The 25,064-nt window shown below is 61.5% G+C and carries 26 protein-coding genes; 7 read left to right on the top strand and 19 right to left on the bottom strand.

What is annotated here, in order from left to right; translation table 11 throughout:
* Positions 1-127: 127 nt before the first annotated feature.
* The 5 genes from dnaX (at position 128) to H097_RS25610 (ending at position 5,689) form a co-directional block, all read left to right on the top strand.
* Positions 128-2,179 carry a DNA polymerase III subunit gamma/tau gene (gene dnaX, locus H097_RS25630; protein ID WP_032863352.1) on the top strand — a complete coding sequence of 684 codons (2,052 nt, stop codon included), beginning with the start codon at positions 128-130 and terminating at the stop codon, positions 2,177-2,179.
* Positions 2,180-2,245: 66 nt separating this feature from the next.
* The gene (locus tag H097_RS25625; RefSeq protein ID WP_003193199.1) at positions 2,246-2,584 is read left to right on the top strand and encodes a YbaB/EbfC family nucleoid-associated protein; all 339 of its coding nucleotides are present in this window, start codon (positions 2,246-2,248) and stop codon (positions 2,582-2,584) included.
* Positions 2,585-2,723: 139 nt separating this feature from the next.
* Positions 2,724-3,749, top strand: a complete 1,026-nt coding sequence (locus H097_RS25620) for an NADP-dependent oxidoreductase (protein WP_032863351.1) — start codon at positions 2,724-2,726, stop codon at positions 3,747-3,749.
* 58 nt (positions 3,750-3,807) lie between these two features.
* Positions 3,808-4,410: a recombination mediator RecR gene (gene recR / locus H097_RS25615; RefSeq protein ID WP_032863350.1), complete on the top strand. Its 603-nt coding sequence runs from the start codon at positions 3,808-3,810 to the stop codon at positions 4,408-4,410.
* Between the two features lie 130 nt (positions 4,411-4,540).
* Complete coding sequence (locus tag H097_RS25610; protein ID WP_032863349.1) at positions 4,541-5,689, top strand: acyl-CoA dehydrogenase family protein; 1,149 nt, start codon at positions 4,541-4,543, stop codon at positions 5,687-5,689.
* 28 nt (positions 5,690-5,717) lie between these two features.
* On the opposite strand, the gene H097_RS25605 is transcribed toward H097_RS25610, so the two are convergent.
* Together H097_RS25605 and fnr are read right to left on the bottom strand one after the other, a co-directional pair.
* Complete coding sequence (locus H097_RS25605) at positions 5,718-6,266, bottom strand: adenine phosphoribosyltransferase (RefSeq protein WP_032863448.1); 549 nt, start codon at positions 6,264-6,266, stop codon at positions 5,718-5,720.
* Positions 6,267-6,356: 90 nt separating this feature from the next.
* Complete coding sequence (gene fnr / locus H097_RS25600) at positions 6,357-7,091, bottom strand: fumarate/nitrate reduction transcriptional regulator Fnr (protein ID WP_032863348.1); 735 nt, start codon at positions 7,089-7,091, stop codon at positions 6,357-6,359.
* Positions 7,092-7,245: 154 nt separating this feature from the next.
* Here fnr and H097_RS25595 point away from each other — a divergent pair, with 154 nt between their 5' ends.
* Positions 7,246-7,716: a hypothetical protein gene (locus H097_RS25595; RefSeq protein ID WP_032863347.1), complete on the top strand. Its 471-nt coding sequence runs from the start codon at positions 7,246-7,248 to the stop codon at positions 7,714-7,716.
* A 6-nt stretch (positions 7,717-7,722) separates the two neighbouring features.
* On the opposite strand, the gene hemN is transcribed toward H097_RS25595, so the two are convergent.
* The 16 genes from hemN to ccoN (H097_RS25515) all read right to left on the bottom strand — a co-directional run bounded on the left by hemN (position 7,723) and on the right by ccoN (H097_RS25515) (position 22,640).
* Positions 7,723-9,105: an oxygen-independent coproporphyrinogen III oxidase gene (gene hemN / locus H097_RS25590; RefSeq protein WP_032863346.1), complete on the bottom strand. Its 1,383-nt coding sequence runs from the start codon at positions 9,103-9,105 to the stop codon at positions 7,723-7,725.
* Between the two features lie 102 nt (positions 9,106-9,207).
* Complete coding sequence (locus tag H097_RS25585; protein ID WP_032863345.1) at positions 9,208-9,891, bottom strand: sulfite exporter TauE/SafE family protein; 684 nt, start codon at positions 9,889-9,891, stop codon at positions 9,208-9,210.
* A complete protein-coding gene (gene ccoS / locus H097_RS25580) occupies positions 9,884-10,111 on the bottom strand; it encodes a cbb3-type cytochrome oxidase assembly protein CcoS (RefSeq protein ID WP_032863344.1) in 228 nt (75 codons plus the stop codon). The genes H097_RS25585 and ccoS overlap by 8 nt, the downstream gene beginning before the upstream one ends.
* A 22-nt stretch (positions 10,112-10,133) precedes the next feature.
* A complete protein-coding gene (locus H097_RS25575) occupies positions 10,134-12,584 on the bottom strand; it encodes a heavy metal translocating P-type ATPase (protein WP_032863343.1) in 2,451 nt (816 codons plus the stop codon).
* 115 nt (positions 12,585-12,699) lie between these two features.
* The gene (locus H097_RS25570; protein WP_032863342.1) at positions 12,700-13,239 is read right to left on the bottom strand and encodes a FixH family protein; all 540 of its coding nucleotides are present in this window, start codon (positions 13,237-13,239) and stop codon (positions 12,700-12,702) included.
* Between the two features lie 14 nt (positions 13,240-13,253).
* Positions 13,254-14,669, bottom strand: a complete 1,416-nt coding sequence (gene ccoG, locus H097_RS25565; protein ID WP_032863341.1) for a cytochrome c oxidase accessory protein CcoG — start codon at positions 14,667-14,669, stop codon at positions 13,254-13,256.
* A 207-nt stretch (positions 14,670-14,876) separates the two neighbouring features.
* Positions 14,877-15,287 (bottom strand): type II toxin-antitoxin system VapC family toxin, encoded by a 411-nt coding sequence (locus tag H097_RS25560; RefSeq protein WP_032863340.1) that lies wholly within the window; start codon positions 15,285-15,287, stop codon positions 14,877-14,879.
* A complete protein-coding gene (locus H097_RS25555) occupies positions 15,287-15,541 on the bottom strand; it encodes a type II toxin-antitoxin system Phd/YefM family antitoxin (protein ID WP_029300038.1) in 255 nt (84 codons plus the stop codon). Before H097_RS25555 ends, H097_RS25560 begins: the two co-directional genes overlap by 1 nt.
* 155 nt (positions 15,542-15,696) lie before the next feature.
* Positions 15,697-16,671, bottom strand: coding sequence for a cytochrome-c oxidase, cbb3-type subunit III (ccoP, locus tag H097_RS25550; protein ID WP_032863339.1), 975 nt, complete (start codon positions 16,669-16,671; stop codon positions 15,697-15,699).
* Positions 16,668-16,853, bottom strand: coding sequence for a CcoQ/FixQ family Cbb3-type cytochrome c oxidase assembly chaperone (locus H097_RS25545; RefSeq protein WP_003175465.1), 186 nt, complete (start codon positions 16,851-16,853; stop codon positions 16,668-16,670). Before H097_RS25545 ends, ccoP (H097_RS25550) begins: the two co-directional genes overlap by 4 nt.
* A gap of 5 nt (positions 16,854-16,858) precedes the next feature.
* Positions 16,859-17,467 carry a cytochrome-c oxidase, cbb3-type subunit II gene (ccoO, locus tag H097_RS25540; protein WP_029300047.1) on the bottom strand — a complete coding sequence of 203 codons (609 nt, stop codon included), beginning with the start codon at positions 17,465-17,467 and terminating at the stop codon, positions 16,859-16,861.
* A complete protein-coding gene (gene ccoN / locus H097_RS25535) occupies positions 17,467-18,909 on the bottom strand; it encodes a cytochrome-c oxidase, cbb3-type subunit I (protein ID WP_032863338.1) in 1,443 nt (480 codons plus the stop codon). Before ccoN (H097_RS25535) ends, ccoO (H097_RS25540) begins: the two co-directional genes overlap by 1 nt.
* A gap of 545 nt (positions 18,910-19,454) precedes the next feature.
* Entirely contained in the window at positions 19,455-20,378 is a 924-nt protein-coding gene (ccoP, locus tag H097_RS25530) for a cytochrome-c oxidase, cbb3-type subunit III (protein ID WP_032863337.1), read from the bottom strand.
* Positions 20,375-20,593 (bottom strand): cbb3-type cytochrome c oxidase subunit 3, encoded by a 219-nt coding sequence (locus tag H097_RS25525; RefSeq protein ID WP_032863336.1) that lies wholly within the window; start codon positions 20,591-20,593, stop codon positions 20,375-20,377. Before H097_RS25525 ends, ccoP (H097_RS25530) begins: the two co-directional genes overlap by 4 nt.
* Positions 20,594-20,596: 3 nt before the next feature.
* A complete protein-coding gene (gene ccoO, locus H097_RS25520) occupies positions 20,597-21,205 on the bottom strand; it encodes a cytochrome-c oxidase, cbb3-type subunit II (RefSeq protein ID WP_029300055.1) in 609 nt (202 codons plus the stop codon).
* A 10-nt stretch (positions 21,206-21,215) separates the two neighbouring features.
* Positions 21,216-22,640 (bottom strand): cytochrome-c oxidase, cbb3-type subunit I, encoded by a 1,425-nt coding sequence (ccoN, locus tag H097_RS25515; protein ID WP_029300057.1) that lies wholly within the window; start codon positions 22,638-22,640, stop codon positions 21,216-21,218.
* Positions 22,641-22,719: 79 nt separating this feature from the next.
* Here ccoN (H097_RS25515) and H097_RS25510 point away from each other — a divergent pair, with 79 nt between their 5' ends.
* The gene (locus H097_RS25510) at positions 22,720-23,412 is read left to right on the top strand and encodes an alpha/beta family hydrolase (RefSeq protein ID WP_032863335.1); all 693 of its coding nucleotides are present in this window, start codon (positions 22,720-22,722) and stop codon (positions 23,410-23,412) included.
* Between the two features lie 83 nt (positions 23,413-23,495).
* Here the strand turns inward: H097_RS25510 and H097_RS25505 are convergent, their stop codons facing one another.
* The gene (locus H097_RS25505) at positions 23,496-25,061 is read right to left on the bottom strand and encodes a PAS domain-containing methyl-accepting chemotaxis protein (protein WP_032863334.1); all 1,566 of its coding nucleotides are present in this window, start codon (positions 25,059-25,061) and stop codon (positions 23,496-23,498) included.
* Between the last annotated feature and the right edge of the window lie 3 nt (positions 25,062-25,064).

Below are 25,064 nucleotides of genomic sequence, written 5' to 3'. Positions count from 1 at the left end.
CCGGGATCAGCCCTTTGCAGGGCATGCCACTACCAGCTTAGTCAGATTAGGCGAGCGTGCCGGATGCAATTTCCCCCCTGCTCCGCTAGCATTACCGGCTTCCGCTTCCCAGTTGCGACGGTTTTCGATGAGTTATCAGGTTCTTGCACGTAAATGGCGTCCGCGCTCGTTCCGCGAAATGGTCGGCCAGACCCATGTGCTCAAGGCTCTGATCAATGCCTTGGACAGCCAGCGGCTGCACCACGCCTACCTGTTCACTGGCACCCGCGGGGTGGGCAAGACCACTATTGCGCGGATCATCGCCAAGTGCCTGAACTGTGAGACTGGCATCACGTCGACCCCCTGCGGCACTTGTTCGGTGTGCCGGGAGATCGACGAAGGGCGCTTTGTCGACCTGATCGAGATCGATGCCGCGAGCCGCACCAAGGTCGAGGACACCCGTGAACTGCTGGATAACGTGCAGTACGCGCCTAGCCGTGGCCGCTTCAAGGTCTACCTGATCGACGAAGTGCACATGCTCTCCAGCCATTCCTTCAACGCCCTGTTGAAGACCCTGGAGGAGCCGCCGCCCTACGTGAAGTTCATCCTGGCCACCACCGACCCGCAGAAACTTCCTGCAACGATTTTGTCGCGGTGCCTGCAGTTCTCCCTGAAGAACATGACCCCCGAGCGGGTGGTCGAGCATTTGACGCATGTGCTGGGTGTCGAGAACGTGCCGTTCGAAGACGACGCCCTGTGGCTGCTGGGTCGCGCCGCCGATGGCTCGATGCGTGATGCCATGAGCCTGACCGACCAGGCGATTGCCTTCGGTGAAGGCAAGGTCATGGCCGCCGACGTGCGGGCCATGCTCGGCACCCTCGATCACGGGCAGGTCTTTGATGTGCTGCATGCGCTGATCGAAGGCGATGCCAAGGCGCTGCTCGAAGCCGTGCGCCATTTGTCGGAGCAGGGCCCGGACTGGAATGGCGTGCTGTCGGAAATTCTCAATGTGCTGCACCGCGTCGCTATCGCCCAGGCCCTGCCGGAAGGCGTCGATAACGGCCACGGTGACCGCGATCGCGTGTTGGCCCTGGCGCAGGCGTTGCCGGCCGAAGATGTGCAGTTCTACTACCAGATGGGCCTGATCGGTCGTCGTGACTTGCCATTGGCGCCAGACCCGCGCGGTGGCTTTGAAATGGTCATGTTGCGCATGTTGGCGTTCCGCCCGGCGGATACCGCCGACGCGCCGAGACAGCCGCTAAAGCCAGTGGGGATCAGCCAGGCCACAGTTGATTCCGCCAAACCAGTGGCTGGCGCAGCGGTTGCTGCACCAGTGGTCGCGCCGACGCCTGTCGCACCGGAGCCGAAGCCGGTCGTCGCACAGCCTGTGGCGCCCGTGGAGGTAGCTGCGCCGGTTGCCGAGCCTGCGCCCGCGCCTGTGGTCGACCTGCCCTGGAATGAGCCGGTAGAGGCGGTGGTCGAGCAGCAGCCGGCAGTCGAGCCCGTGCTGGAAACCGCTGGCGAACAGCCCGAACTCACGCCAATGCCGACGCCAACTCCCGACAGCGTGGTGCCCGATGCGCCGGAATGGGTCGCCGCGCCCGTGCCTGAGCCGACCTTCGCCGAAGTGGATGCCGCCACGCCGGGCATTGACCTGGACGACGAGCCACCGCTGGACGAAGACTACATCGAGCCGGATATGGATTCGGCCTACAGCTACCTGGACGATCTCGCCAGCGAGCACACCGCCGAGCCTGCGCCCGAGCCCGAGGCGGAACCCGCCGCGATGCCGGCCACGGGCCTGGCCCTGCAATGGCTGGAGCTGTTCCCGAAATTGCCGATCTCCGGCATGACCGGCAGCATCGCCGCCAACTGCACCTTGATCGCCGTCGATGGCGATCACTGGCTGTTGCACCTGGACCCGGCCCACAGTGCCCTGTTCAACGCGACCCAGCAGCGCCGGCTCAACGATGCCCTGAACCAGTTCCACGAACGCACCCTGACGGTGACCATCGAGCTGATCAAGCCCGAGCAGGAAACCCCGGCCCAGGCTGCGACCCGTCGCCGTCTCAACCGTCAGCGCGAGGCCGAGGAGTCGATCCAGGCCGATCCGCTCATCCAGCAGATGATGGAGCAGTTTGGCGCGGTGGTGCGACACGATACTATTGAGCCCGTCGAAGCCCAGGCAGCACAGGGCTGATAATTGAAGGCGCCGTGCCCCAAGGCTCGGCGCCGTATTGATCCACGTACTTTTGAGGTGATTCCCATGATGAAAGGTGGCATGGCCGGCCTGATGAAGCAGGCGCAGCAGATGCAGGAAAAAATGGCCAAGATGCAGGAAGAACTGGCCAACGCCGAAGTCACCGGTAAAGCCGGTGGCGATATGGTCAGCGTGGTGATGACCGGTCGTCACGACATCAAGCGCGTGAGCATCGACCCAAGCGTATTGCCGGGCGTGGGTGAAGACGACCTGGAAATGCTCGAAGCCCTGTTCGCCGCGGCCGTCAACGACGCTGTGCGCAAGATCGAAGCCAACAGCCAGGACAAAATGTCCGGTGTGACCGCAGGCATGCAACTGCCGCCGGGCATGAAGCTGCCGTTCTGATCGGTGACATGCAATAAAAAATGCCAGGCCTCGTGCCTGGCATTTTTGTTTGTGTCGGTCAAAATCGAACGTCAGTATTGCAACAGCTGTCTGCACCCTATACCGCTGAATTCAATCACCGATAAAAGGAGCCTTGCTGATGACTCAAGCCATGACCCTTAACCAGCGCATCGTCCTGGTATCCCGCCCGCAAGGGGCGCCCGTACCGGAGAACTTCCGCCTGGAACGTGTGGCACTGCCAGACCTGGCAGACGGCCAGGTCCTGCTCAAGACCCTGTTCCTGTCCCTGGACCCCTACATGCGTGGGCGTATGACTGACGCGCCCTCCTACGCCGCTCCAGTGGAAATCGGCGAGGTAATGACCGGCGGCGCTGTCAGCCGTATCGAACAGTCGCGCAACCCCAAGTTTGAAGTGGGTGACCTGGTGGTCGGTGCCACCGGCTGGCAAAGCCATAGCATCAGTGACGGTCGCAACCTGATGCCGGTGCCCAAGGGGTTGCCGAGCCCGTCCATGGCCCTTGGCGTGTTGGGCATGCCCGGTATGACGGCCTACATGGGATTGATGGATATCGGCCAGCCCAAGGCCGGGGAAACCCTGGTCGTGGCGGCGGCCTCCGGTGCGGTGGGCTCGGTGGTCGGTCAGGTGGCCAAGCTCAAGGGCCTGCGGGTGGTGGGCGTTGCGGGCGGCGCGGACAAGTGCCGCTATGTGGTGGATGAGCTGGGTTTTGACGCCTGTATCGACCACAAGAGCGCGGACTTTGCCAATGAACTGGCCCTGGCCTGTTTCAAAGGGGTGGATATTTATTACGAAAATGTCGGCGGCAAGGTCTTCGACGCCGTGCTGCCCTTGCTCAATGCCAAGGCACGGATTCCCCTGTGCGGCCTGATTGCCGGTTACAACGCCCATGAAGCCCCCACCGGACCCGATCGGTTGCCGGCGCTGCAACGCACCCTGCTGACCAAGCGCGTGCGCATCCAGGGCTTTATCGTGTTCGACGACTATGGCGATCGACACCCCGAATTTATCAGCGCCATGGCGCCGTGGGTGCGTGACGGCAAGGTCAAGTTCCGCGAAGACATGGTCGAGGGTCTGGAGCAGGCGCCCGAAGCCTTTATCGGCTTGCTGGAAGGGCGCAACTTCGGCAAGTTGGTCGTGCGTATTTGACGCTTATCCGAGGCGCGGGTATAAACCGCGTCTCGTTGTTTTGTCGGACCTTTGCCCCATGAGCTTCAGCCCCCTGATTCGTCAACTGATCGATGCCCTGCGCACCTTGCCGGGCGTGGGCCAGAAAACTGCCCAGCGCATGGCGCTGCAACTGCTGGAGCGTGACCGCAGCGGCGGCTCCCGCCTGGCCCAGGCACTGAGCCAGGCCATGGACGGCGTGGGGCATTGCCGCCAGTGCCGCACCCTGACCGAAGAAGAACTGTGCCCGCAATGCGCCGACCCCCGTCGCGACGACACGCTGCTGTGCGTGGTCGAAGGGCCGATGGACGTGTACGCGGTGGAGCAGACCGGCTATCGCGGGCGCTATTTTGTGCTCAAGGGCCACCTCTCGCCCCTCGACGGCCTGGGGCCGGAGGCGATTGGTATCCCGCAACTGGTCGCGCGCATTGAAGAGCAGGGCACCTTCAGCGAAGTGATCCTGGCCACCAACCCGACGGTGGAAGGCGAAGCCACGGCGCATTACATCGCACAACTGCTAAGCAACAAAGGCCTGGTCACTTCGCGCATCGCCCACGGTGTGCCGTTGGGTGGCGAGCTGGAGCTGGTGGACGGCGGCACGCTGGCGCACTCGTTTGCCGGGCGTAAACCTATCGCCCTCTAACACCGACCACAAATTCCCAGATATGAATGAGCTTATGTGGGGGATTTTTGGTGGGGTCGAAAATTTTGTGTCGCTTGATAACCAAGCAAGCGCTTGGTAAGTTCGCTCCACCTCTCCGTGGAGCTTGCCGATGTCTGCCTATCAGGAATACTTCGATCCCAGCCACCAATTGGTCCGCGACAGCGTGCGCCGTTTTGTCGAGCGCGAGATGCTGCCGGGCGTCGAGCAATGGGAGGAAGCCGAGCTCTTCCCCCGCGAGTTGTACCTCAAGGCCGGCGCGGCGGGGATTCTCGGGATCGGCTACCCCGAAGCGCTGGGCGGTAGCCACGAAGGCGATCTGTTCGCCAAGGTCGCCGCCAGCGAAGAGTTGATGCGCTGTGGCTCCGGCGGCGTGGTGGCCGGGCTGGGCTCGCTGGATATCGGCCTGCCGCCCATCGTCAAATGGGCGCGTCCCGAAGTGCGCGAGCGCGTGGCGCCGCAAGTCTTGTCCGGCGAGAAGATCATGGCCCTGGCCGTCACCGAGCCCGGTGGCGGTTCCGATGTCGCCAGCCTGCAAACCCGTGCCGTGCGTGATGGCGATTGTTATCGGGTCAGTGGCAGCAAAACCTTTATCACCAGTGGCGCGCGTGCCGACTATTACACCGTCGCCGTGCGTACTGGTGGGCCAGGGTTTGCCGGCATCAGTCTGCTGTTGATCGAGAAGGACACGCCTGGCTTCACCGTTGGTCAGCCGTTGAAGAAGATGGGCTGGTGGGCGTCGGACACTGCCGAGTTGTTCTTCGATGATTGCCAGGTGCCCGTAGGCAATCTGATTGGTGCCGAAAACATGGGTTTTGCCTGCATCATGGGCAACTTCCAGAGCGAGCGCCTGGCTTTGGCATTGATGGCCAATATGACCGCGCAGATGGCCTTGGAGGAGAGCTTGAAGTGGGCCGCCCAGCGCGAGGCCTTTGGCAAGCCGATCGGCAAGTTCCAGGTGCTCAAGCATCGCCTGGCGGAGATGGCCACGGCGGTCGAGGTTTCCCGGGAGTTCACTTATCGCCAGGCGGCGAAGATGGCGGCTGGCAAGAGTGTGATCAAGGAGATTTCCATGGCCAAGAACCTCGCCACGGACACCGCCGACCGCGTGACGTATGACGCGGTGCAGATTCTTGGAGGGCTGGGTTATATGCGCGGCAGTCTGGTGGAGCGGCTGTACCGGGACAATCGGATCTTGTCGATTGGTGGCGGCACTCGGGAGGTGATGAACGAGATCATCAGTAAGCAGATGGGTTTGTGATTGATGAGGCCCGTCCAGGCACCGCAAATCAGCGCTCAGTCAACCCAAACTGCGTCAAACAAAACGTCGGAACCCCCATATCCTCCAACCGCTGCGAGCCACCCAGTTCCGGCAGGTCAATAATCGCCGCCGCTTCGAAAATCCGCGCACCCATACGCCGTGCCAGGTTGGCCGCAGCAATCAAGGTGCCACCTGTGGCAATCAGATCATCGAACATCAACACCGAATCCCCTTCACACAGGCTGTCGGCGTGCACCTCAAGAAAGGCCTCGCCGTATTCGGTCTGGTAGCCCTCGGACAATACGTCTGCCGGCAGCTTGCCTTGCTTGCGGAACAGGATCAGCGGCTTGTTCAGTTGGTAGGCGATGATCGAACCGATTAGAAAACCACGGGCATCCATCGCGCCGATGTGCGTGAACTCGGCTTCGACGTAGCGATGGATAAAGGTGTCGGCCACCAGGCGCATGGCCTTGGGCGATTGGAACAGCGGCGTGATATCACGAAAGATCACCCCAGGCTTGGGGAAGTCGATGACGGGGCGAATCAGGGATTTGATGTCGAATGAGTCGAAGGCCATCATCGGGAGTCCTGGGGGCAAAGACTCGTCAGTATACCTGCGGCCCAACCGGTTGGCTTGGCCGCAAGTGTCGCATCCCTTGTACGGCGATCAGCCGTCGAGGGAGCCGCCGGCCAGTGCACACAGCTGGATCGGGTCGAGGATGTGGACTTCCTTGCCCTCGGCGGCGATCAGTTCGTTTTGCTGGAAGCGGGTGAATACCCGGGACACGGTTTCCACCGCCAGGCCCAGGTAATTGCCGATTTCGTTGCGCGACATGCTCAGGCGGAACTGGTTGGCCGAAAAGCCACGGGCGCGGAAACGTGCGGACAAGTTGACCAGGAACGTGGCAATCCGTTCGTCGGCGGTTTTCTTCGATAACAGCAGCATCATTTGCTGGTCGTCGCGGATTTCCCGGCTCATCACGCGCATCAATTGGCGGCGCAACTGCGGCAATTGCAGGGCCAGCTCATCCAGGCGCTCGAATGGAATCTCGCACACCGACGTGGTTTCCAGGGCCTGGGCCGACACCGGGTGAATCTCAGTGTCCATGCCCGACAGGCCAACCAGCTCGCTGGGCAGGTGGAAGCCGGTGATCTGCTCTTCGCCGCTATCGCTCAGGCTGAACGTCTTCAAGGCGCCCGAGCGTACTGCATAGACGGAATCGAACTTGTCGCCCTGGCGAAACAGAAATTCGCCTTTCTTCAGTGGGCGACCACGTTTAACGATTTCGTCCAGCGCATCCATGTCTTCCAGATTCAGCGAAAGTGGCAAGCAGAGGGGCGCCAGGCTGCAATCCTTGCAGTGAGCCTGGCTATGAGCGCGCAGTTTGACTGGCTCGGACATTTCTTAAATCCTTGTGGGAAAACACACATAAGACGTAAGGGTACCGCACTGAGGGACTATCAGGCCAGCCTGTACAAAAAACCGGCAGGGGTATAAAGAATTTTACACAGCGGCCGATGAACTGCTATCGACCAAGAGCTTGGAGGCTCAAGATATGCTTTCCATCGACGGCAATCTCCCGTCCCGCACCACGGTGCCGACTCTGCTTGAACCGAAAAAACCCAGCACCGTCAGCGAGGCGGGCGAGACCGCAGCGCTGAGTGAAACCAAGCCTGCCGAAGGTGTGAGCGTGACCTTTTCCGGTGCTTCGTTGAGGGCGGCCAACGCCGAGAAAACGGCCAACAACGATATCGAAGAAAGCGGCCTGGACGAAAACGTGCAGAAGCTGCTGAAAATGATTCGCCAGTTGAAGCAGCAGATCGCGGAAAAGATGGCTGAGATGACGGCGATCATGGCCGACAAGCGCCTGAGCCCCGACCAGGCCCAGGCGAAACTGGGCGCCGTGCAAGCGGCGTTAGGCAGCCTGCAAGCCGCATTGACCTCCGCCTATGCGTCCTTGAACGAAGTAATGAAGAACTTGAGTGCCGAGGACGCGGTGAAAGCGGCCTCGTTGATCGCCAAGTAACCTGCTTCAGATCACCCGTGAAAATCGCTGCCTGTTCTGCTGTTGCAGATAGGCATCGAACACCATGCACACCGAGCGCACCAACAGGCGCCCAGCGGGCAATACACGAATCCCCTCGGCGTCGAGTGCGATCAGGCCATCGTTGGCCATCACTTGCAGTTGCGGCCAGACTTCGGCGAAGTAACCGCGAAAATCCACGGTGAACGCCTGCTCGATGTGCTCGAAGTCCAGGCGCAAGTTACAGATCAACTGCTGGATCACTTCCCGGCGCAGACGGTCATCGGCTGTGCAGAGCAGGCCGCGACTGGTGGCCAGTTGTGCGCCGGCCAAGGCGTTCTGGTAGTGATTCAGGTCGCTGCTGTTCTGGCAGTACAAATCCCCAATCTGACTGATGGCCGAGACTCCCAGCCCGATCAAATCGCAATGGCCGTGGGTGGTGTAGCCCTGGAAATTACGCTGCAGGGTCGATTCTTCCTGGGCGATGGCCAACTCGTCGTCGGGTAGGGCGAAATGGTCCATACCGATGTAGTTGTAACCGGCTGCGGTCAGTTGCTCGATGGTGTTGTGCAGCATCTGCAATTTGTCGGCAGGGGCCGGCAGGTCGTCGCTGTTGATCCGTCGTTGGGGCAGGAAGCGCTCCGGCAGATGGGCGTAGTTGAACACTGACAGGCGATCAGGCTGCAGGCTGATGACCTCGGCCACGGTGTGGGCGAAATGCTCTGGTGTCTGCTTGGGCAGGCCGTAGATCAAGTCGATATTGATCGAACGAAACTGCAGGGTACGCGCCGCATCGATCACCGCGCGGGTCTCTTCCAGGCTTTGCAGGCGATTGACTGCGCGCTGCACTTCGGGATCGAGGTCCTGCACGCCGATGCTTACGCGATTGAAGCCCAGTTCGCGCAGCAGGCCCATGGTGGCCCAGTCGGCCTCCCGGGGGTCGATCTCGATGCCGTAGTCGCCGGAATCGTCATCCTGCAAGTTGAAGTGGCGGCGCAGTTGGGCCATCAGTTGGCGCAGTTCGTCGTGGCTGAGAAAGGTCGGTGTGCCGCCACCCAGGTGCAGTTGCTGCACTTGCTGGTTGGGGTCCAGGTGGCAGGCCACCAGTTGGATTTCCTGTTCCAGGCGTTGCAGGTAGGCCTGGGCGCGACCGCGGTCCTTGGTGATGACTTTGTTGCAGGCGCAGTAGTAACAAATATTCGCGCAGAACGGCACGTGCACATACAGCGACAGCGGGCGTACGGCCTTGCGGCTGTCGCGCAGGGCGTGCAGCAGGTCGAAGGTGCCGACCTGGCTGTTGAACTGCGCGGCGGTGGGGTAGGAGGTATAGCGCGGCCCCGCCAGGTCGTAGCGATGAATCAGATCTGTGTCCCAACGAATGGCGTCGAGCATGCGGGCGTTCCCCGGAATGGCTAGTGGGCCGAGTCTAGGGGCATGGCTGGGCGGTCATCTTGATTTGTATCAACGGGGAGCGGCGCTATGCCACATGGCCTTTTAGTGGCCCATCAGCCAGTGCTGGTGTGGGCCAGGCAGTGTCCAGATACCGAACAGGATCACCAGCAGGCCGCCGGCCATGCGCACACTGCGCTTGCGCAAGAGCGCGGTGATGCGTTCGGCGGCGAGCCCGGTGGCCAGTAATACCGGCCAGGTGCCGAGGCCGAAAGCCAGCATCAACAGCCCGCTATCCAGTGCGTTGCCCTGGCTGGCCGCCCAGAGCAGCGTGCTGTAGACCAACCCGCACGGCAACCAGCCCCAGAGCGCGCCCAGCAGCAAGGCGCGCGGCAGGCTCGACACTGGCAGCAAACGGTTGGCAACCGGCTGGATATGGCGCCACAGGCCGCGCCCGAGGCTTTCGATGCGGGTCAGGCCGCTCCACCAGCCGGCCAGGTACAGGCCCATGCTGATCAACAGCAGGCCGGCGAGGATGCGCATGAACATCGCGGCCGGGCTGTTGGCCACTGCCCAGCCGGCCAGGCCAATCAGCACGCCGGCCGTGGCGTAGCTGAGGATACGCCCCAGGTTGTAGGCCAGCAGCAGGCGAAAGCGCCGGCTGCGCTGCTCCGCAGGGATCGCCAGGGTCAGCGCGCCCATCAGGCCGCCGCACATGCCCAGGCAATGACCGCCGCCCAGCAGGCCGAGGATCAGTGCGGAAACCAGCAGCGGCGCTAGCTCAAGCATGGGGTGGCGCCGGTTCGTCAGGCTTGCTCGGTGGCTGCGGATGGCTGCTGGCTTCGTCGACGGCGGCCAGGTGCTTGGGGTCCTGGTCATCGAACAGCACGCTGTGGGCCGGCCCGTCGAGGTCGTCATACTGGCCGCTGTCCACCGCCCAGAAGAAGATGTAGATGGCGATGGCGACGATCAGCAGTGCTGCTGGAATCATTACGTAAAGAGCTGGCATCGCTACTCCATGCCCGTGCGGCTCAAGCCGGCAGCGGACGGGGCTGAGGGGTGGCGCTCGCGGCGCTGGCGCGCGGCAGGCGAGTCAGGCGCAGGGCGTTGAGCACCACAGTCAACGAACTGAGGGACATGCCGATCGCCGCCCAGATCGGCGTGATCCAGCCAAGGGCGGCGAACGGCAACATCAGGCCATTGTATAGCCCGGCCCACAGCAGGTTTTCAATGATTACGCGGCGCGTGCGCCGTGCCAGGCTGAAGGCTTGTACCAAGGCATCGAGGCGGTTGGACAGCAGTACCGCATCGGCGCTGGTTTTCGCCAGGTCAGTGGCCGAGCCCATGGCCACGCTGATATCGGCGGCGGCCAGTACCGGCACATCGTTGACCCCGTCGCCGAGCATCAACACCTTGCGGCCGTCCTTGTGCAACTGTTGCAGCACTTGCAGCTTGTCATCCGGGCGCAGGCCACCACGGGCTTCGTCGATGCCCAACTCGGCGGCGACGCTGGCGACCATCGGTGAGCTATCCCCCGACAGCAGCAAGGTACGCCAGCCCCGTGCCTTGCACGCGGCCAGCAGCGCCGGTGCATCACTGCGCAGGCGATCATCGAGGACAAACCAGGCCAGGGCGCCGTTGGTGTCGCCCAGCAGCAGCCATTGGCCAGCGTCTTGCGGCGAGTCGGGAATTGCGCAGCCGCTCAGTTCGCAGACAAAGGCCGGCTGGCCGATACGCAGCAGGCGCTCGCCAACCCGGCCTTCCAAGCCCAGGCCAGGCGTGCTCAGCACTTCGTCGGCGGCCATCGGCGCACGGCCGAAGGCCCGGGCAATCGGGTGTTCGGAGCGGTTTTCGAGGGCGGCGGCCAGGGCCAGGGCGAGGTCGCTGCTCATGCTGCCCAGCGGCCGAATGGCGCGCAGGGCCAGGCGGCCTTCGGTCAGGGTGCCGGTCTTGTCGAAAATCACCGTGTCGATCTGATTCAGGCCTTCCAGCACATGGCCGCGGGTCAGTAGCAGGCCGAGTTTGTGCAGGGTGCCGGTGGCGGCAGTCAACGCGGTGGGGGTCGCCAGGGACAGGGCGCACGGGCAGGTCGCCACCAGCATCGCCAGGACAATCCAGAATGCCCGTGACGAATCCAGTTCCCACCACAGCAGGCCGATCACGGCGGCAGCGATCAATGAGCACAGAAGGAACCATTGCGCAGCGCGGTCGGCGATTTCGGCCAGGCGTGGCTTTTCTGCCTGGGCCCGCTCCAGCAGGCGCACGATGGCCGATAAACGGGTGTCATGGCCCAGGGCGCGCACTTCAACGGTCAACGCGCCTTCGACGTTGAGGGTGCCAGCGGTGACGCTATCGCCGGCTTGTCGTGGTTGTGGCAGGTATTCGCCGGTGAGCAGGGATTCATCGATGCTCGACTGGCCATCCAGGATCACGCCATCGGCCGGCAGGATCGCGCCCGGATGCACCAGCACCCGGTCGCCCAGGGCCAGTTCGGTGAGCAGGATGCGTTCGCTATGGCCATCGCTTTTCAGGCGCAGGCACGAGGCCGGCAGCAGGTTGACCAACTGGGCGGTGGCCGCAGCGGTGCGCTCGCGGGCCCGGCGCTCCAGGTAGCGTCCGGCCAGCAGGAACAGGGCGAACATGCCCACGGCATCGAAATACAGCTCGCCGACCCCGGTGATGGCGGTCCAGATCCCCGCCAGGTAAGCGCCGCCGATGGCCAGCGAAACCGAGACATCCATGGTCAAGTGACGGGTGCGCAGGTCACGCATGGCGCCCTTGAAAAACGCTGCGCAGCTGTAGAACACGATCGGTGTCGTCAGAAACAGCGCGACCCAGCGCAGGATCACATGCAGTTCGGGGCTGAGGTCGATATTGAATTCCGGCCAGGTGGCCATCGTCGCCATCATCGCCTGGAACCACAACAGGCCGGCAACGCCGAGTTGGCGCAGGGCCAGGCGGTTTTCGCTGGCCAACTGTTCAGCGGCACGGTCGGCTTGATAAGGGTGGGCGGCGTAGCCGATCTGGCGCAGCTCGCTGAGCACTTGGCTCAACGGCAATTGCGCGTCGGCCCAGCGTACATGCAGGCGATGGTTGGACAGATTCAGCCGCGCCTCGGCCACGGCCGGCAGGCTGCGCAGATGTTTCTCGATCAGCCAGCCACAGGCGGCGCAGCTGATGCCTTCCATCAACAGGGTAGCTTCGGCCAGGTCGCCGTCGTGGCGCACGAAAGGTTTTTGCACATCGGCGCGGTCGTACAGCGCCAGTTCGTCGACCAACTGCACGGGCAAGGCTTCGGGGTTGGCCGAGGCCTCGCTGCGGTGTTGGTAATAAGTCTCCAGGCCGCCTGCGACAATCGCCTCGGCCACCGCCTGGCAACCCGGGCAGCAGAGCTCACGGGGCTCGCCGAGGATCACCGCAGTGAAGCGGCTGCCGGGCGGGACGGGGAGGGCGCAGTGGTAGCAGGGGATTGGGGTGGTCATGGCTTTGGATCTGTGTGGGCGGGGAGGGCCTCATCGCCGGCAAGCCGACTCCTACAAGGTTATCGCACACTCCCTGTAGGAGCCGGCTTGCCGGCGATGCGCGAAGCGCAGGCTTTCAGTTCTTCAGGTCTTCGGCACCCTGCAACGGCTCGTCACCCAACTTCAGGTCGGTGCCGTGGCTGACTTCTTCCTCTTCAAACATGCGCCAGGTCCTGTCGCCTTCCACCCCCAGCAGTTCGACGAAGCGCCGGCCTTCGACCTTGTCGGTGACCTGGCCGATATACCGACCCGGCTCGCTCTCGCTACGGGTGAGCATGACCTTGCGGTCTTTCTCCGGCTGGGTCGGCGAAATCAGGTTCAGTTCCAGCGTGGCCGGCCCGCTGTTGCCGGTGAGGTGCAACTCGACTTCGCCGGTCAGCTCATCCAGATGCATGGTGGCGCGCATTTGCAGGGTCTGGGCCAGCAATTCGCGGTCCAGGGAGCGGTTGATGCCTTTGCCGGCCTCGTAGTAGTTGTCATTGACCAGGTTGTCCGGGTTGTTCACCGCGATGGTCACCATGGACAAGGTCAGCGTCACCGAACAGGCCAGGATGGCAATGATGATCCAGGGCCAGAGGTGCTTGTACCAGGGGCTTGCGGCAGTTGCTACGGGCATTGTTCTGCTCTCTTTCAACGAATTTGTGGGCCGATGAACCGGCTCTTGGCTTCAACGTGGACGCTGTCATCGTCCGCATCCTTGAGGATGAATTTCACCTCGTTGGTGGTCGATGGCATTTGTTCCGGCGCGCTCGACAGTTCCACCGGCATGGTGAAGATTTCCCCGGCGGCGACCTTGATCTCGCGCTTGCCTTGCAGCTTGAGGTCCGGCAGGCCCGTGGCGTCTAGCACGTAGGTGTGGTCGCGCTGGTCCTTGTTCATGATCTTCAGGCTGTAGACGTTCTCGATCCGCCCTTCGGCGTTTTCGCGGTACAGCACGCGGTCCTTGCTGACGTCGAAACCCACCAGCGAGCGCATGAAGAATGCGGTGGCCAGCAGGCTGATCATCGCCAGCAGCACCAGCGCATAGCCGATCAGGCGCGGGCGCAGCTTGTGGGTCTTTTGCCCCGACAGGTTATGTTCGGTGGTGTAGCTGATCAAGCCGCGCGGGTATTCCATCTTGTCCATGATGGTATCGCAGGCGTCGATACAGGCGGCGCAGCCAATGCACTCGATTTGCAGGCCGTCACGAATGTCGATACCGGTGGGGCAGACCTGCACGCACATCGTGCAGTCGATGCAATCCCCCAGGCCCTGAGCCTTGTAGTCGACACCTTTCTTGCGTGGGCCACGCACTTCGCCACGACGCGGGTCGTAGGACACGATCAGGGTGTCCTTGTCGAACATCACACTCTGGAAGCGCGCATACGGGCACATGTAGATACACACTTGCTCGCGCAGCCAGCCGGCGTTGCCATAAGTGGCGAGGGTGAAGAAACCGACCCAGAAGTACGACCAGCCATCGGCCTGGCCGGTGAAGAACTCGAACACCAGTTCGCGGATCGGCGAGAAGTAGCCGACAAAGGTCATGCCGGTGACAAAACCGATCAGCAGCCACAGCGTGTGCTTGCTGAGTTTACGCAGGAACTTGTTGGCGCTCATCGGCGCCTTGTCCAGCTTGATGCGCTGGTTGCGGTCGCCCTCGGTGACTTTTTCGCACCACATGTAGATCCAGGTCCACACACTTTGCGGGCAGGTATAGCCACACCAGATACGCCCGGCGTACACCGTGATAAAGAACAGGCCGAAGGCCGAGATGATCAGGATGCCTGACAGCAGGATGAAGTCCTGGGGCCAGAATGTCGCACCGAAGATAAAGAATTTGCGTTCTGGCAGGTTCCACCAGACCGCCTGGTGTCCGCCCCAGTTCAGCCACACCGTACCGAAGTACAACAGGAACAGGCCGGCACCGCCGAGCATCCGCAGATTGCGGAACAGCCCGGTAAAGGCACGGGTGTAGATTTTCTCTCGCGAGGCGTAGAGATCAACGGTGTTGCTGGTTTTTTTGGCAGGCGGGGTAACGTCATGTACCGGAATCTGGTTGCTCATCATTGCATCCCACGGCAGTGGAGATTTGCCTCGGCCAGTACGTGCCAGCCGGGGTCAAAATAGGGGTGTTGCAGTGGCGTAATGATACGCCTGTAGTACCGATGAACGGGTGCGACCTTTGGTCGCGTTGGGGGAAATCAATTGATGGTGTACGTGACTTGAATCAATTGACAGGTTGAGTATGGACGGTTTTTCAGGGCCCGAAGGTCATTCGTCCCATGGATTGATCAGTGTCACACCGCAGCTTTGGAAGTCGGCGACATTGCGGGTGACCACGGTCAGGCCGTGAACCAGAGCGGTTGCGGCGATCAGCGCATCACCTTCGTTGGCACGATCCGGTACATGCAGGCTGGCGCAGCGCAATGCCACGGCAGCGTCAATCGGCAGGATCCTGGCATCGAAGGCCGGCATGACGTGGCGTTTGAGCCAGGTGCGCAAGACCTTGCCCTGCGCGGGGTCACGGCGCTCCATTCGCAGCACCCCAGTCTCTAGCTCCTTCAAGGTAATCGCCGAAATGTACATGCGTGGCGCGGCGATGGTTTTGGCCCACGCCACCACATTTTTGTCGGCCTGGGGTTTGCGTAACTCGGAAATGACATTGGTGTCGAGCAGATACATCAAGAGAGGTCCACGGGTCGATGAATAATCACGGCGCGCTCGGTTTCAAATTCGATATCCGCCGCTTCTGGCATCACCAACAGATCAACAATGTCGGCGTTGATACCTGTCAGTTTTTGGTAGTCCTCAATACTTAGCAGTACATGGGCAGGCTTGCCTCGGTCGGTGATAAAAACCGGTCCTTGGCGCGCGGCTTTTTTGGCACCGCTTGTGTCTTGGTTGAATTCGCGACTGGAGATGGTCGTAATTGTCATGGGGCGCCTCCCAGTGGATGGGTGAATGTAGTTACGTTACTACGTCGCAGTGAAAAGCTACAAGCTTCAAGCTACAAGCGGTCGATGTGTTTCTCCAGAAAGAAAAAAGCCCCGCCAGCATGCGCTGTACGGGGCTTTTTCTTGCGGCTTGCCGCTTACTTCTGCTCTTGCTGCTCTTTGTGCGACAGGCTGTAAACATACGCCGCCAGCAAGTGCACCTTGTCATTACCCTGCAACTGCTCTTGTGCAGGCATCTGGCCCTGGCGGCCGTAACGGATGGTCTGCTGCAGTTGGGCGAAGCTCGAACCGTAGATGAACGCGCCCGGGTGGGTCAGGTCAGGCGCGCCCATCGCTGGGGTGCCTTTGCCGGTCGGGCCGTGGCACGCCACGCAGTTGGCGGCGAACAGTTTCTCGCCGTTGGCCACGTCGGCCTTGGCGCCTTCCGGCAGCTTGCGGCCATCGAGGTTGGTCAGCACGAAACCGGCGACGTCGGCCACGCCTTGTTCACCGATCACTTCAGCCCAGCCCGGCATGACCGCGTGACGGCCAGCCATGATGGTGGCCTTGATGGTTTCCGGTTCGCCGCCCCAGCGCCAGTCGGCGTCGGTCAGGTTGGGGAAGCCATAGGCACCCTTGGCGTCGGAACCATGGCACACCGAGCAGTTGGAGGCGAACAGGCGGCCACCCATCTTCAGGGCTTGCGGATCCTTGGCCACTTCTTCAATGGGCATGGCGGCAAACTTGGCGAAGATCGGCCCGAACTTGGCGTCCGAGCGGGCCATTTCCTTTTCCCACTCGTGCACGCCGGTCCAGCCGCTCTGGCCGTTGGCGAACGGGGTTTGCTTCTCGTTGTCGAGGTAGGCATAACCCGGCAGCAGGCCTTTCCAGTTGCCAAGGCCCGGGTACAGCACCAGGTAGCCCAAGGCGAAGATGATGGTGCCGACGAACAGCATGAACCACCACTTTGGCAGCGGGTTGTCGTATTCCTCGATGCCATCGAACGAGTGGCCAACCGTCTCGTCCGTTTGTTCGGCGCGCTGGCCCTTGCGGGTCGACAGCAGCAGCCAGGTCAGGGCAAAAATGGTACCCAGACTGAGGACTGTGACGTACAGACTCCAGAACGTAGTCATTCTTTGTTACTCCTAGAAGCTTGCTCGACGTGCTTGATGGCTTCGGGATCATCCGCAAAAGGCAGCAAGGTCGCGTCTTCAAACTCTGACTTGCGCTTGGGGCTGAACACCCACAACGCCAGGCCGATAAAGGCCACCATCACGACAACGGTGCCCAGGCCTCGAATCATCCCGATATCCATTCAGATCACCGTTTGCTTTTGATGATGGTGCCCAGGCCTTGCAGGTAGGCCACCAGCGCGTCCATTTCGGTCTTGCCCTTTACAGCTGCCTGGGCACCGGCGATGTCTTCGTCGGTGTAAGGCACGCCGAGGGTGCGCAAGACTTCCATTTTCTTGGCAGTGTCTTTGCCGTCGAGCTTGTTTTCCACGAGGAACGGGTACGCCGGCATTTTCGACTCGGGCACCACGTTGCGCGGGTTGTACAAGTGCGCACGCTGCCAGTCATCGGAGTAACGACCACCCACGCGGGCCAGGTCCGGGCCGGTACGTTTGGAACCCCACAGGAACGGGTGGTCCCACACGCTTTCACCGGCAACCGAGTAGTGGCCATAGCGTTCGGTTTCGGCACGGAACGGACGGATCATCTGCGAGTGGCAGCCGACACAGCCGTTGGCGATGTAGACGTCGCGGCCTTCCAGTTCAAGGGCGGTGCGCGGCTTCATGCCTTCGACCGGCTTGTTGGTCACGTCCTGGAAAAACAGCGGAACGATCTGGGTCAGGCCGCCGATACTCACGGCGATGACCATGAAGAAGGCCAGCAGGCCGATATTCTTCTCGACTACTTCATGCTTCATCAGTGAGCTCCCACGACAGCGATCTTGGCGGCGGCTTCAGCGGCTACAGGGTCCGCGGCACGCACGGTGCGCCAGACGTTGTAGGCCATGAACAGCATGCCGCTGGCAAAGAACGCACCACCAAGGGCGCGCACGATGAAACCAGGATGGCTGGCTTGCAGCGCTTCGACGAAGGAGTAGGTGAGGGTGCCGTCATCGTTGATTGCACGCCACATCAGGCCCTGGGTGATGCCGTTGACCCACATCGAGGCGATGTAGAGCACGGTACCGATGGTGGCCAGCCAGAAGTGCGTATTGATCAGGCTGGTGCTGTGCATCTGCGCACGGCCGTAGAGCTTGGGAATCATGTGGTACAGCGCGCCGATGGAGATCATCGCGACCCAGCCCAGAGCGCCGGCATGTACGTGGCCGATGGTCCAGTCGGTGTAGTGGGACAGCGAGTTGACGGTCTTGATCGCCATCATCGGGCCTTCGAAGGTCGACATGCCGTAGAACGCCAGCGATACCACCAAAAAGCGCAGGATCGGGTCGGTGCGCAGCTTATGCCAGGCGCCCGAGAGGGTCATCATGCCGTTGATCATGCCGCCCCAGCTTGGAGCCAGCAGGATGATCGACATGGCCATGCCCAGGGACTGTGCCCAGTCCGGCAGTGCGGTGTAGTGCAGGTGGTGAGGACCGGCCCAGATATACAGGGTGATCAGCGCCCAGAAGTGCACGATGGACAGGCGATAGGAGTAGATCGGACGCTCGGCCTGTTTCGGCACGAAGTAGTACATCATCCCCAGGAAGCCGGTGGTCAGGAAGAACCCTACGGCGTTGTGGCCGTACCACCACTGGATCATCGCATCGGTCGCACCGGCGTAGGCCGAGTAGGACTTGAAGAAACTGACCGGCAGGGACGCGTGGTTGACGATGTGCAGCATCGCGGTCACCACGATGAACGCACCGTAGAACCAGTTACCGACGTAGATGTGCTTGGTCTTGCGTTTGACGATGGTGCCAAAGAACACGATGCCGTAGGTCACCCAGACGATCGCCAGAAGGATGGCAAGGGGCCATTCCAATTCCGCGTATTCCTTGGTGGTGGTGAAGCCCATTGGCAGGGTGATGATGGCGCCGACGATGACTGCTTGCCAGCCCCAGAAGGTGAAGGCGGCGAGGCCGTCGGAAATCAGTCGCGTCTGGCAGGTTCGCTGCACGACATAGTAGGAAGTGGCAAACAGTGCACATCCGCCGAAGGCGAAGATCACCAGGTTGGTGTGCAGTGGGCGTAGGCGTCCAAACGTCGTCCATGGCAGGTCGAAGTTCAACTCCGGCCAGACCAGTTGCGAGGCGATGAAGACACCGAGCCCCATGCCAAGGATCCCCCAGACCACCGTCATGATGGCGAACTGGCGGACTACCTTATAGTTATAAGCAGTCGGACTGATTGCTGTGCTCATTCTAAGGTTCCACGGTTTAGGTGTTTTATTAGGATAAAAATCGGCCGCAAGTATGGACAATGCGAAGTGCCATTGCAACGTAACGCTGACCTGCGTCAATGCGTTTCAAGCCAGATTCTGCGCCCTTTCCCTGTTTGGCGTAAGGACAAAATCAAAAATGAAAAGCTGACGGGTTGGACAGGAATTTTGAGGGGGCGCAGGTACTTGCAACGTGATGTGTAGGGACACGCTGCCAAGGTGACGAATGGTCGGTGGCGCGATAGCCGGTAACTGTCAGCCCTTGCGCCTGTCACCCTGCTGGAATGTCTGACTCATCGCGTGCAAGTTAAGCTGCGACCGATCAACGCCGGCCCACTGTCGAAACAAGCGTAGACCCGAATGGCGAGAGGGGAAAGGTGTGCTTTAGAAGGGTGTGACAATAGGGCGCAGGGCGCAGCGGTTAGTAGCAAGCTGCAAGCGGCAAGTTTGGAGCGGGGAGAGGGAGGGTTGAAAAGGCTGCAAGAGCCGAGTTGAGGACTCTTCTCTTGCAGCGTGTAGCTTAAAGCTTACTTCTGCTCTTTCTGCGACAGACTGTAGACGTAGGCGGCCAGCAAGTGGACCTTGTCGTTGCCTTGCAGTGCTTCCTGCGCCGGCATCTGGCCTTGACGGCCGTGGCGGATGGTTTGTTGCAACTGCGCAAGGCTGGTGCCGTAGATGAAGCCGGCAGGTTGCGTCAGGTTTGGCGCGCCCATGGCTTCAACACCGTGGCCCTCTGGGCCGTGACATGCCACGCAAGTGGTGTCGTATGCTTGCTTGCCAGCGGCCAGGTCGACCTTGCTGTCAGCCGGCAGCGGCAATTTGGCCAGGTCGTGACGTACATAAGCGGCGACGTTTTTTACACCGTCTTCGCCCAGCACTTCACCCCAGGCCGGCATCGCTGCGTGGCGACCGTTCATGATGGTCAGCTTGATTGCATCAGCCGAACCACCCCAGCGCCAGTTGTCGTCCGCCAGGTTCGGGAAGCCGTAGGCGCCCTTGGCGTCGGAGCCATGGCACACCGCGCAGTTGGAGGCAAACAGGCGACCGCCCATTTTCAACGCTTGCGGGTCCTTGGCCACTTCTTCCACGGGCATGGCTGCGAATTTGGCGAAGATCGGCCCGAACTTGGCGTCGGCCTTGGCCATTTCCTTGTCCCATTCCTTGTTCTGGGTCCAGCCGTCTTCATAGCCCGGCAATACGCCTTTCCAGTTGCCCAGGCCCGGGTAGAGGATCAGATAGCCGACGGCAAACACCAGGGTGCCGGCGAACAACAGGAACCACCATTGCGGCAGGGGATTGTCATATTCCTCAATCCCGTCGAAGGCGTGGCCCATGGTCTGGTCGACGCTGCCCTTGGTCTCGCCCTTGCGGGTGCCGAACAGCAGCCAGGTCAGGCCGATCAGGCTGCCCAGGGTCAGTACACAGATCCATGTACTCCAAAAGGTAGTCATGGCCGAATGCTCCTTGTTACAGGCTCTTCTTGAGCGTCGGATGGGGTGCCAATGGCGTCAGGCTTAGGCTCATCGGCAAATGGCAGCAGGCAGGCTTCGGCGAACTCCGGGTTGCGCTTGGCGTTGAACACCCACAGCGACAGGCCGATGAAGGCAATCGCCACCACCAGCGTGCCGAGTCCGCGGATCATTCCGGTATCCAGTTCAAAACCCATGGGTCACCTCTTGCTCTTGATTGCAGTGCCGAGCACTTGCAGGTAGGAGACCAGAGCGTCCATTTCGGTCTTGCCCTTGAGGCTGTCCACGGCCGCGGTGATGTCCGCGTCGGTGTACGGCACGCCGAGGGTACGCATGACCTTGAGCTTGGTTTCGGTGTGGCTGCTGTCGACCTGGGCTGTCACCAGCCATGGGTAGGCCGGCATCTTCGACTCAGGCACGACGTTGCGCGGGTTGTACAAGTGCGCGCGGTGCCAGTCGTCGGAGTAGCGAGCGCCGACCCGGGCCAGGTCGGGACCGGTACGCTTGGAGCCCCAGAGGAACGGGTGGTCCCATACGCTTTCGCCGGCAACCGAGTAGTGGCCGTAGCGTTCGGTTTCGGCGCGGAACGGCCGGATCATTTGCGAGTGGCACTGTACGCAGCCTTCGCGGATGTAGATGTCACGGCCTTCCAGTTGCAGCGCGGTATAGGGCTTCATGCCTTCGACCGGCTTGTTGGTCACGTCCTGGAAGAACAGCGGGACGATCTGCGTCAGGCCGCCGATACTCACGGCCAGCACCATCAGTAGCATCAGCAGGCCGACGTTCTTTTCAATCGTTTCGTGTTTCATCATCGACTCCTCAGGCCATCTGCGCCGCAGCGGCTACTTCGGCAGGTTGTGCCGAACGCACGGTGCGCCAAGTGTTGTAAGCCATCAGGAACATGCCGCTGAGGAAGATCGCACCGCCCACCAACCGCACGATGAAGCCTGGGTGGCTGGCCACCAGGGTTTCGACGAAGGAGTAGGTCAAGGTGCCGTCTTCGTTGACCGCACGCCACATCAGGCCCTGGGCAATGCCGTTGACCCACATCGAAGCGATGTAGAGCACGGTGCCGATGGTGGCCAGCCAGAAGTGCGCGTTGATCAGGCCGAGGCTGTACATCTGCTCGCGACCGAAGACTTTCGGGATCATGTGATACAGCGCGCCGATGGAGATCATCGCCACCCAACCGAGGGCGCCGGCGTGTACGTGGCCGATGGTCCAGTCGGTGTAGTGGGACAGGGCGTTGACCGTCTTGATCGCCATCATCGGACCTTCAAAGGTCGACATGCCGTAGAACGCCAGCGATACCACGAGGAAGCGCAGGATCGGGTCGCTGCGCAGCTTATGCCAGGCGCCAGAGAGGGTCATCATGCCGTTGATCATGCCGCCCCAGCTGGGTGCCAGCAGGACCAGCGACATCACCATGCCCAGGGACTGTGCCCAGTCCGGCAGCGCGGTGTAGTGCAGGTGGTGAGGACCGGCCCAGATGTACAGGGTGATCAATGCCCAGAAGTGCACGATGGACAAGCGATAGGAGTAAACCGGACGCTCGGCCTGTTTCGGCACGAAGTAATACATCATGCCCAGGAAGCCCGCGGTCAGGAAGAAACCTACGGCGTTGTGGCCATACCACCACTGCACCATGGCATCCGTCGCACCACCGTAGAGGGAGTAGGACTTGGTCAGGCTGACCGGGATTTCCAGGTTGTTGACGATATGCAGGATCGCCACGGTGATGATGAAGGCACCGAAGAACCAGTTACCGACGTAGATGTGCTTGGTGTTGCGCTTGGCCACGGTGCCGAAGAACACGATGGCGTAGGCGACCCAGACGATGGTGATCAGGATGTCGATCGGCCATTCCAGCTCGGCGTATTCCTTGGAACTGGTGTAGCCCAGTGGCAAGCTGATTGCTGCCAGCAGGATCACCAATTGCCAGCCCCAGAAGCAGAACGCGGCGACTTTGGGCGCGAACAACTGGGTCTGGCAGGTGCGTTGCACCGCGTAGAAGGAGCTGGCAAACAGCGCACAGCCACCAAACGCGAAAATCACCGCGTTGGTGTGCAGTGGGCGCAATCGACCGAAACTGGTCCAAGGCAGGTTGAAGTTGAGTTCGGGCCATACCAACTGGGCGGCGAGAAAAACCCCGAGCCCCATGCCGACGATGCCCCACACCACCGTCATAATGGCGAATTGGCGGACCACCTTGTAGTTATAGGCGGTACTTAAAGTAGTGTTCATGGTTCCCCATCCACGGTTCAACCCAAGCAGATGCGGCACTTGGGCTGGAGTTATAGGCAGACTAAAAAGCGAGGCAAGCATGGGCAAAGAGCACAAGGCCAGTATTGACGGGGATCAATGGGCGCAGTGTGTGCGTGAACAGGGCTGGTTGTGGAATGCGGCTACGCGCGTTGGCGCAGGCCCATCACCGACGCTGATCCTGGCCCACGGTGCGGGTGCGCCGATGGACTCGGGTTTCATGAGCGATATGGCTGTACGCCTTGCCGGGCATGGGGTGAACGTGTTGCGCTTCGAGTTTCCCTACATGGCCCAGCGCCGTGTGGACGGGGGCAAACGCCCACCGAACCCAGCGCCGAAACTGCTGGAATGCTGGCGCGAGGTATATGCCCAGGTGCGACGTCATGTCGCTGGGCCTTTGGCGGTTGGCGGCAAGTCCATGGGCGGGCGGATGGCCAGTCTAGTGGCCGATGAGTTGGCGGCTGATGCGCTGGTGTGCCTGGGTTATCCGTTCTATGCGGTGGGCAAGCCGGAAAAACCGCGGGTCGAACACTTGGCTGGGCTGAAGACGCCGACGTTGATCGTGCAGGGCGAGCGCGATGCTCTGGGCAATCGGGCGGCGGTGGAGGGTTATGTGCTGTCGCCGAGCATCGAGGTGATGTGGCTGGTCGCGGGGGATCATGATTTGAAGCCGTTGAAGGCTTCGGGGTTCAGTCATGAGCAGCATTTGGAGGCTGCGGCGGTGAAGGTGGCTGGGTTTTTAGGCGCCTGTTAGAGCCTCATCACAGGCAAGCCAGCTCCCATTTTGATCTGTGAATACATTCAAAATGTGGGAGCTGGCTTGCCTGCGATAGCGATCTAGCGGTTAAACCGCTCCACCAGCGAATACTGCGTATTGGCCGTATGGGTCAGTTCTTCACTCAACTGCGCCGAATTCAACGCCTGCTCCGAGGTCTGGTCGGCCAACAGCGCAATGGTGCTGATATTGCGGCTGATCTCTTCGGCCACCGAGCTTTGCTCTTCAGTCGCCGCAGCGATCTGGGTGGTCATGTCGGTGATATGCGCCACCGCTTCACTGATCCCCACCAGCGCCGCGTCCGCTTCCATTACCCGCGCCACACCTTCTTCAGCCTGGCGATGCCCGGCATCCATGGTCTGCACGGCGGTGCTGGCGGTCTGTTGCAGCTTGGCGATCAGGGCATGGATCTGCCCGGTGGATTCGCTGGTACGTTGCGCCAGTTGCCGCACTTCATCGGCCACCACCGCAAAGCCCCGGCCCATCTCACCGGCACGCGCCGCTTCGATGGCCGCGTTCAAGGCCAGCAGGTTGGTCTGGTCGGCAATGCCCTTGATCACATCCACCACGCCGCCGATCTCGTCGCTGTCCTTGGCCAGTTGGGTCACGGTCACGCCGGTTTCCCCGACCACCACCGACAGGCGCTGGATGGCTTCGCGGGTTTCCCCGGCAATGTCGCGGCCGCGGCTGGTCAGGCGATTGGCTTCCTGGGTGGCATCCGCCGTGCGCTGTACATGACTGGCGACTTCCTGGGTGGTCGCGGCCATCTGATTGACGGCGGTGGCCACCTGTTCGGTCTCCACGCGCTGGCGCTCCAGCCCGGTGGAGCTGTTGTGCGCCAGGGTATTGGACTGCGCGGCCTGGTCGTTGAGGTGCTCGGCGGTGTCCTGCAAACGGGTCAGGCAGGTCTTCAGACGCGCTTCCTGGCTGAGGATCGACATCTCCAGTCGCGCCTGGGCGCCACGGCTGTCGGTGTACATCTGCGCGATCAGCGGGTCGGAGGTGGTCTGTTCGGCCAGGCGCAGCAGGCGCTTGAGGCCACGCTGTTGCCAGCTCAGGCCGAGCAGGCCCAGCGGCACCGACAAGGCGGCGGCCAAGGCAAAGCCCCAGTGGGAATTGAGCCAGATGCCAATCAGGAAACTCAGCTGGCTGACCAGGATAAACGGCAGCCAGTCCTGCAGCACCGGTAGCCACTTGTCACTGCTTGGAATCGCCGACTTGCCCTGGTTGATCCGCTGGTACAGCGCTTCGGCACGGCGGATCTGCTCGGCAGTCGGCTTGACCCGTACCGATTCGTAGCCAATCACCTGTTCGCCGTCGAACACCGGGGTCACATAGGCGTTGACCCAGTAGTGATCGCCGGTCTTGCAGCGGTTCTTGACGATGCCCATCCATGGCAAGCCTTGTTTGAGCGTCGCCCACATATGCCCGAACACCGCGGCTGGCACGTCGGGGTGACGTACCAGGTTGTGCGGGGCGCGCATCAGTTCATCCCGGGAAAACCCACTGATCTCGACAAACGCATCGTTGCAGTAGGTGATCACGCCTTTGGCATCGGTCGTGGAGATCAACCGTTGTTGAGCGGGGAAGGTACGTTCGCGCTGGGTAACGGGTTGGTTATTACGCATGAT

It is taken from the genome of Pseudomonas sp. FH4 (genome assembly GCF_000510915.2).
In the GTDB taxonomy this organism is placed as follows: Bacteria; Pseudomonadota; Gammaproteobacteria; order Pseudomonadales; family Pseudomonadaceae; genus Aquipseudomonas; species Aquipseudomonas brenneri.
Note: the sequence above shows the minus strand (reverse complement) of the source record. Positions and strands in the feature narration are given on the sequence as shown.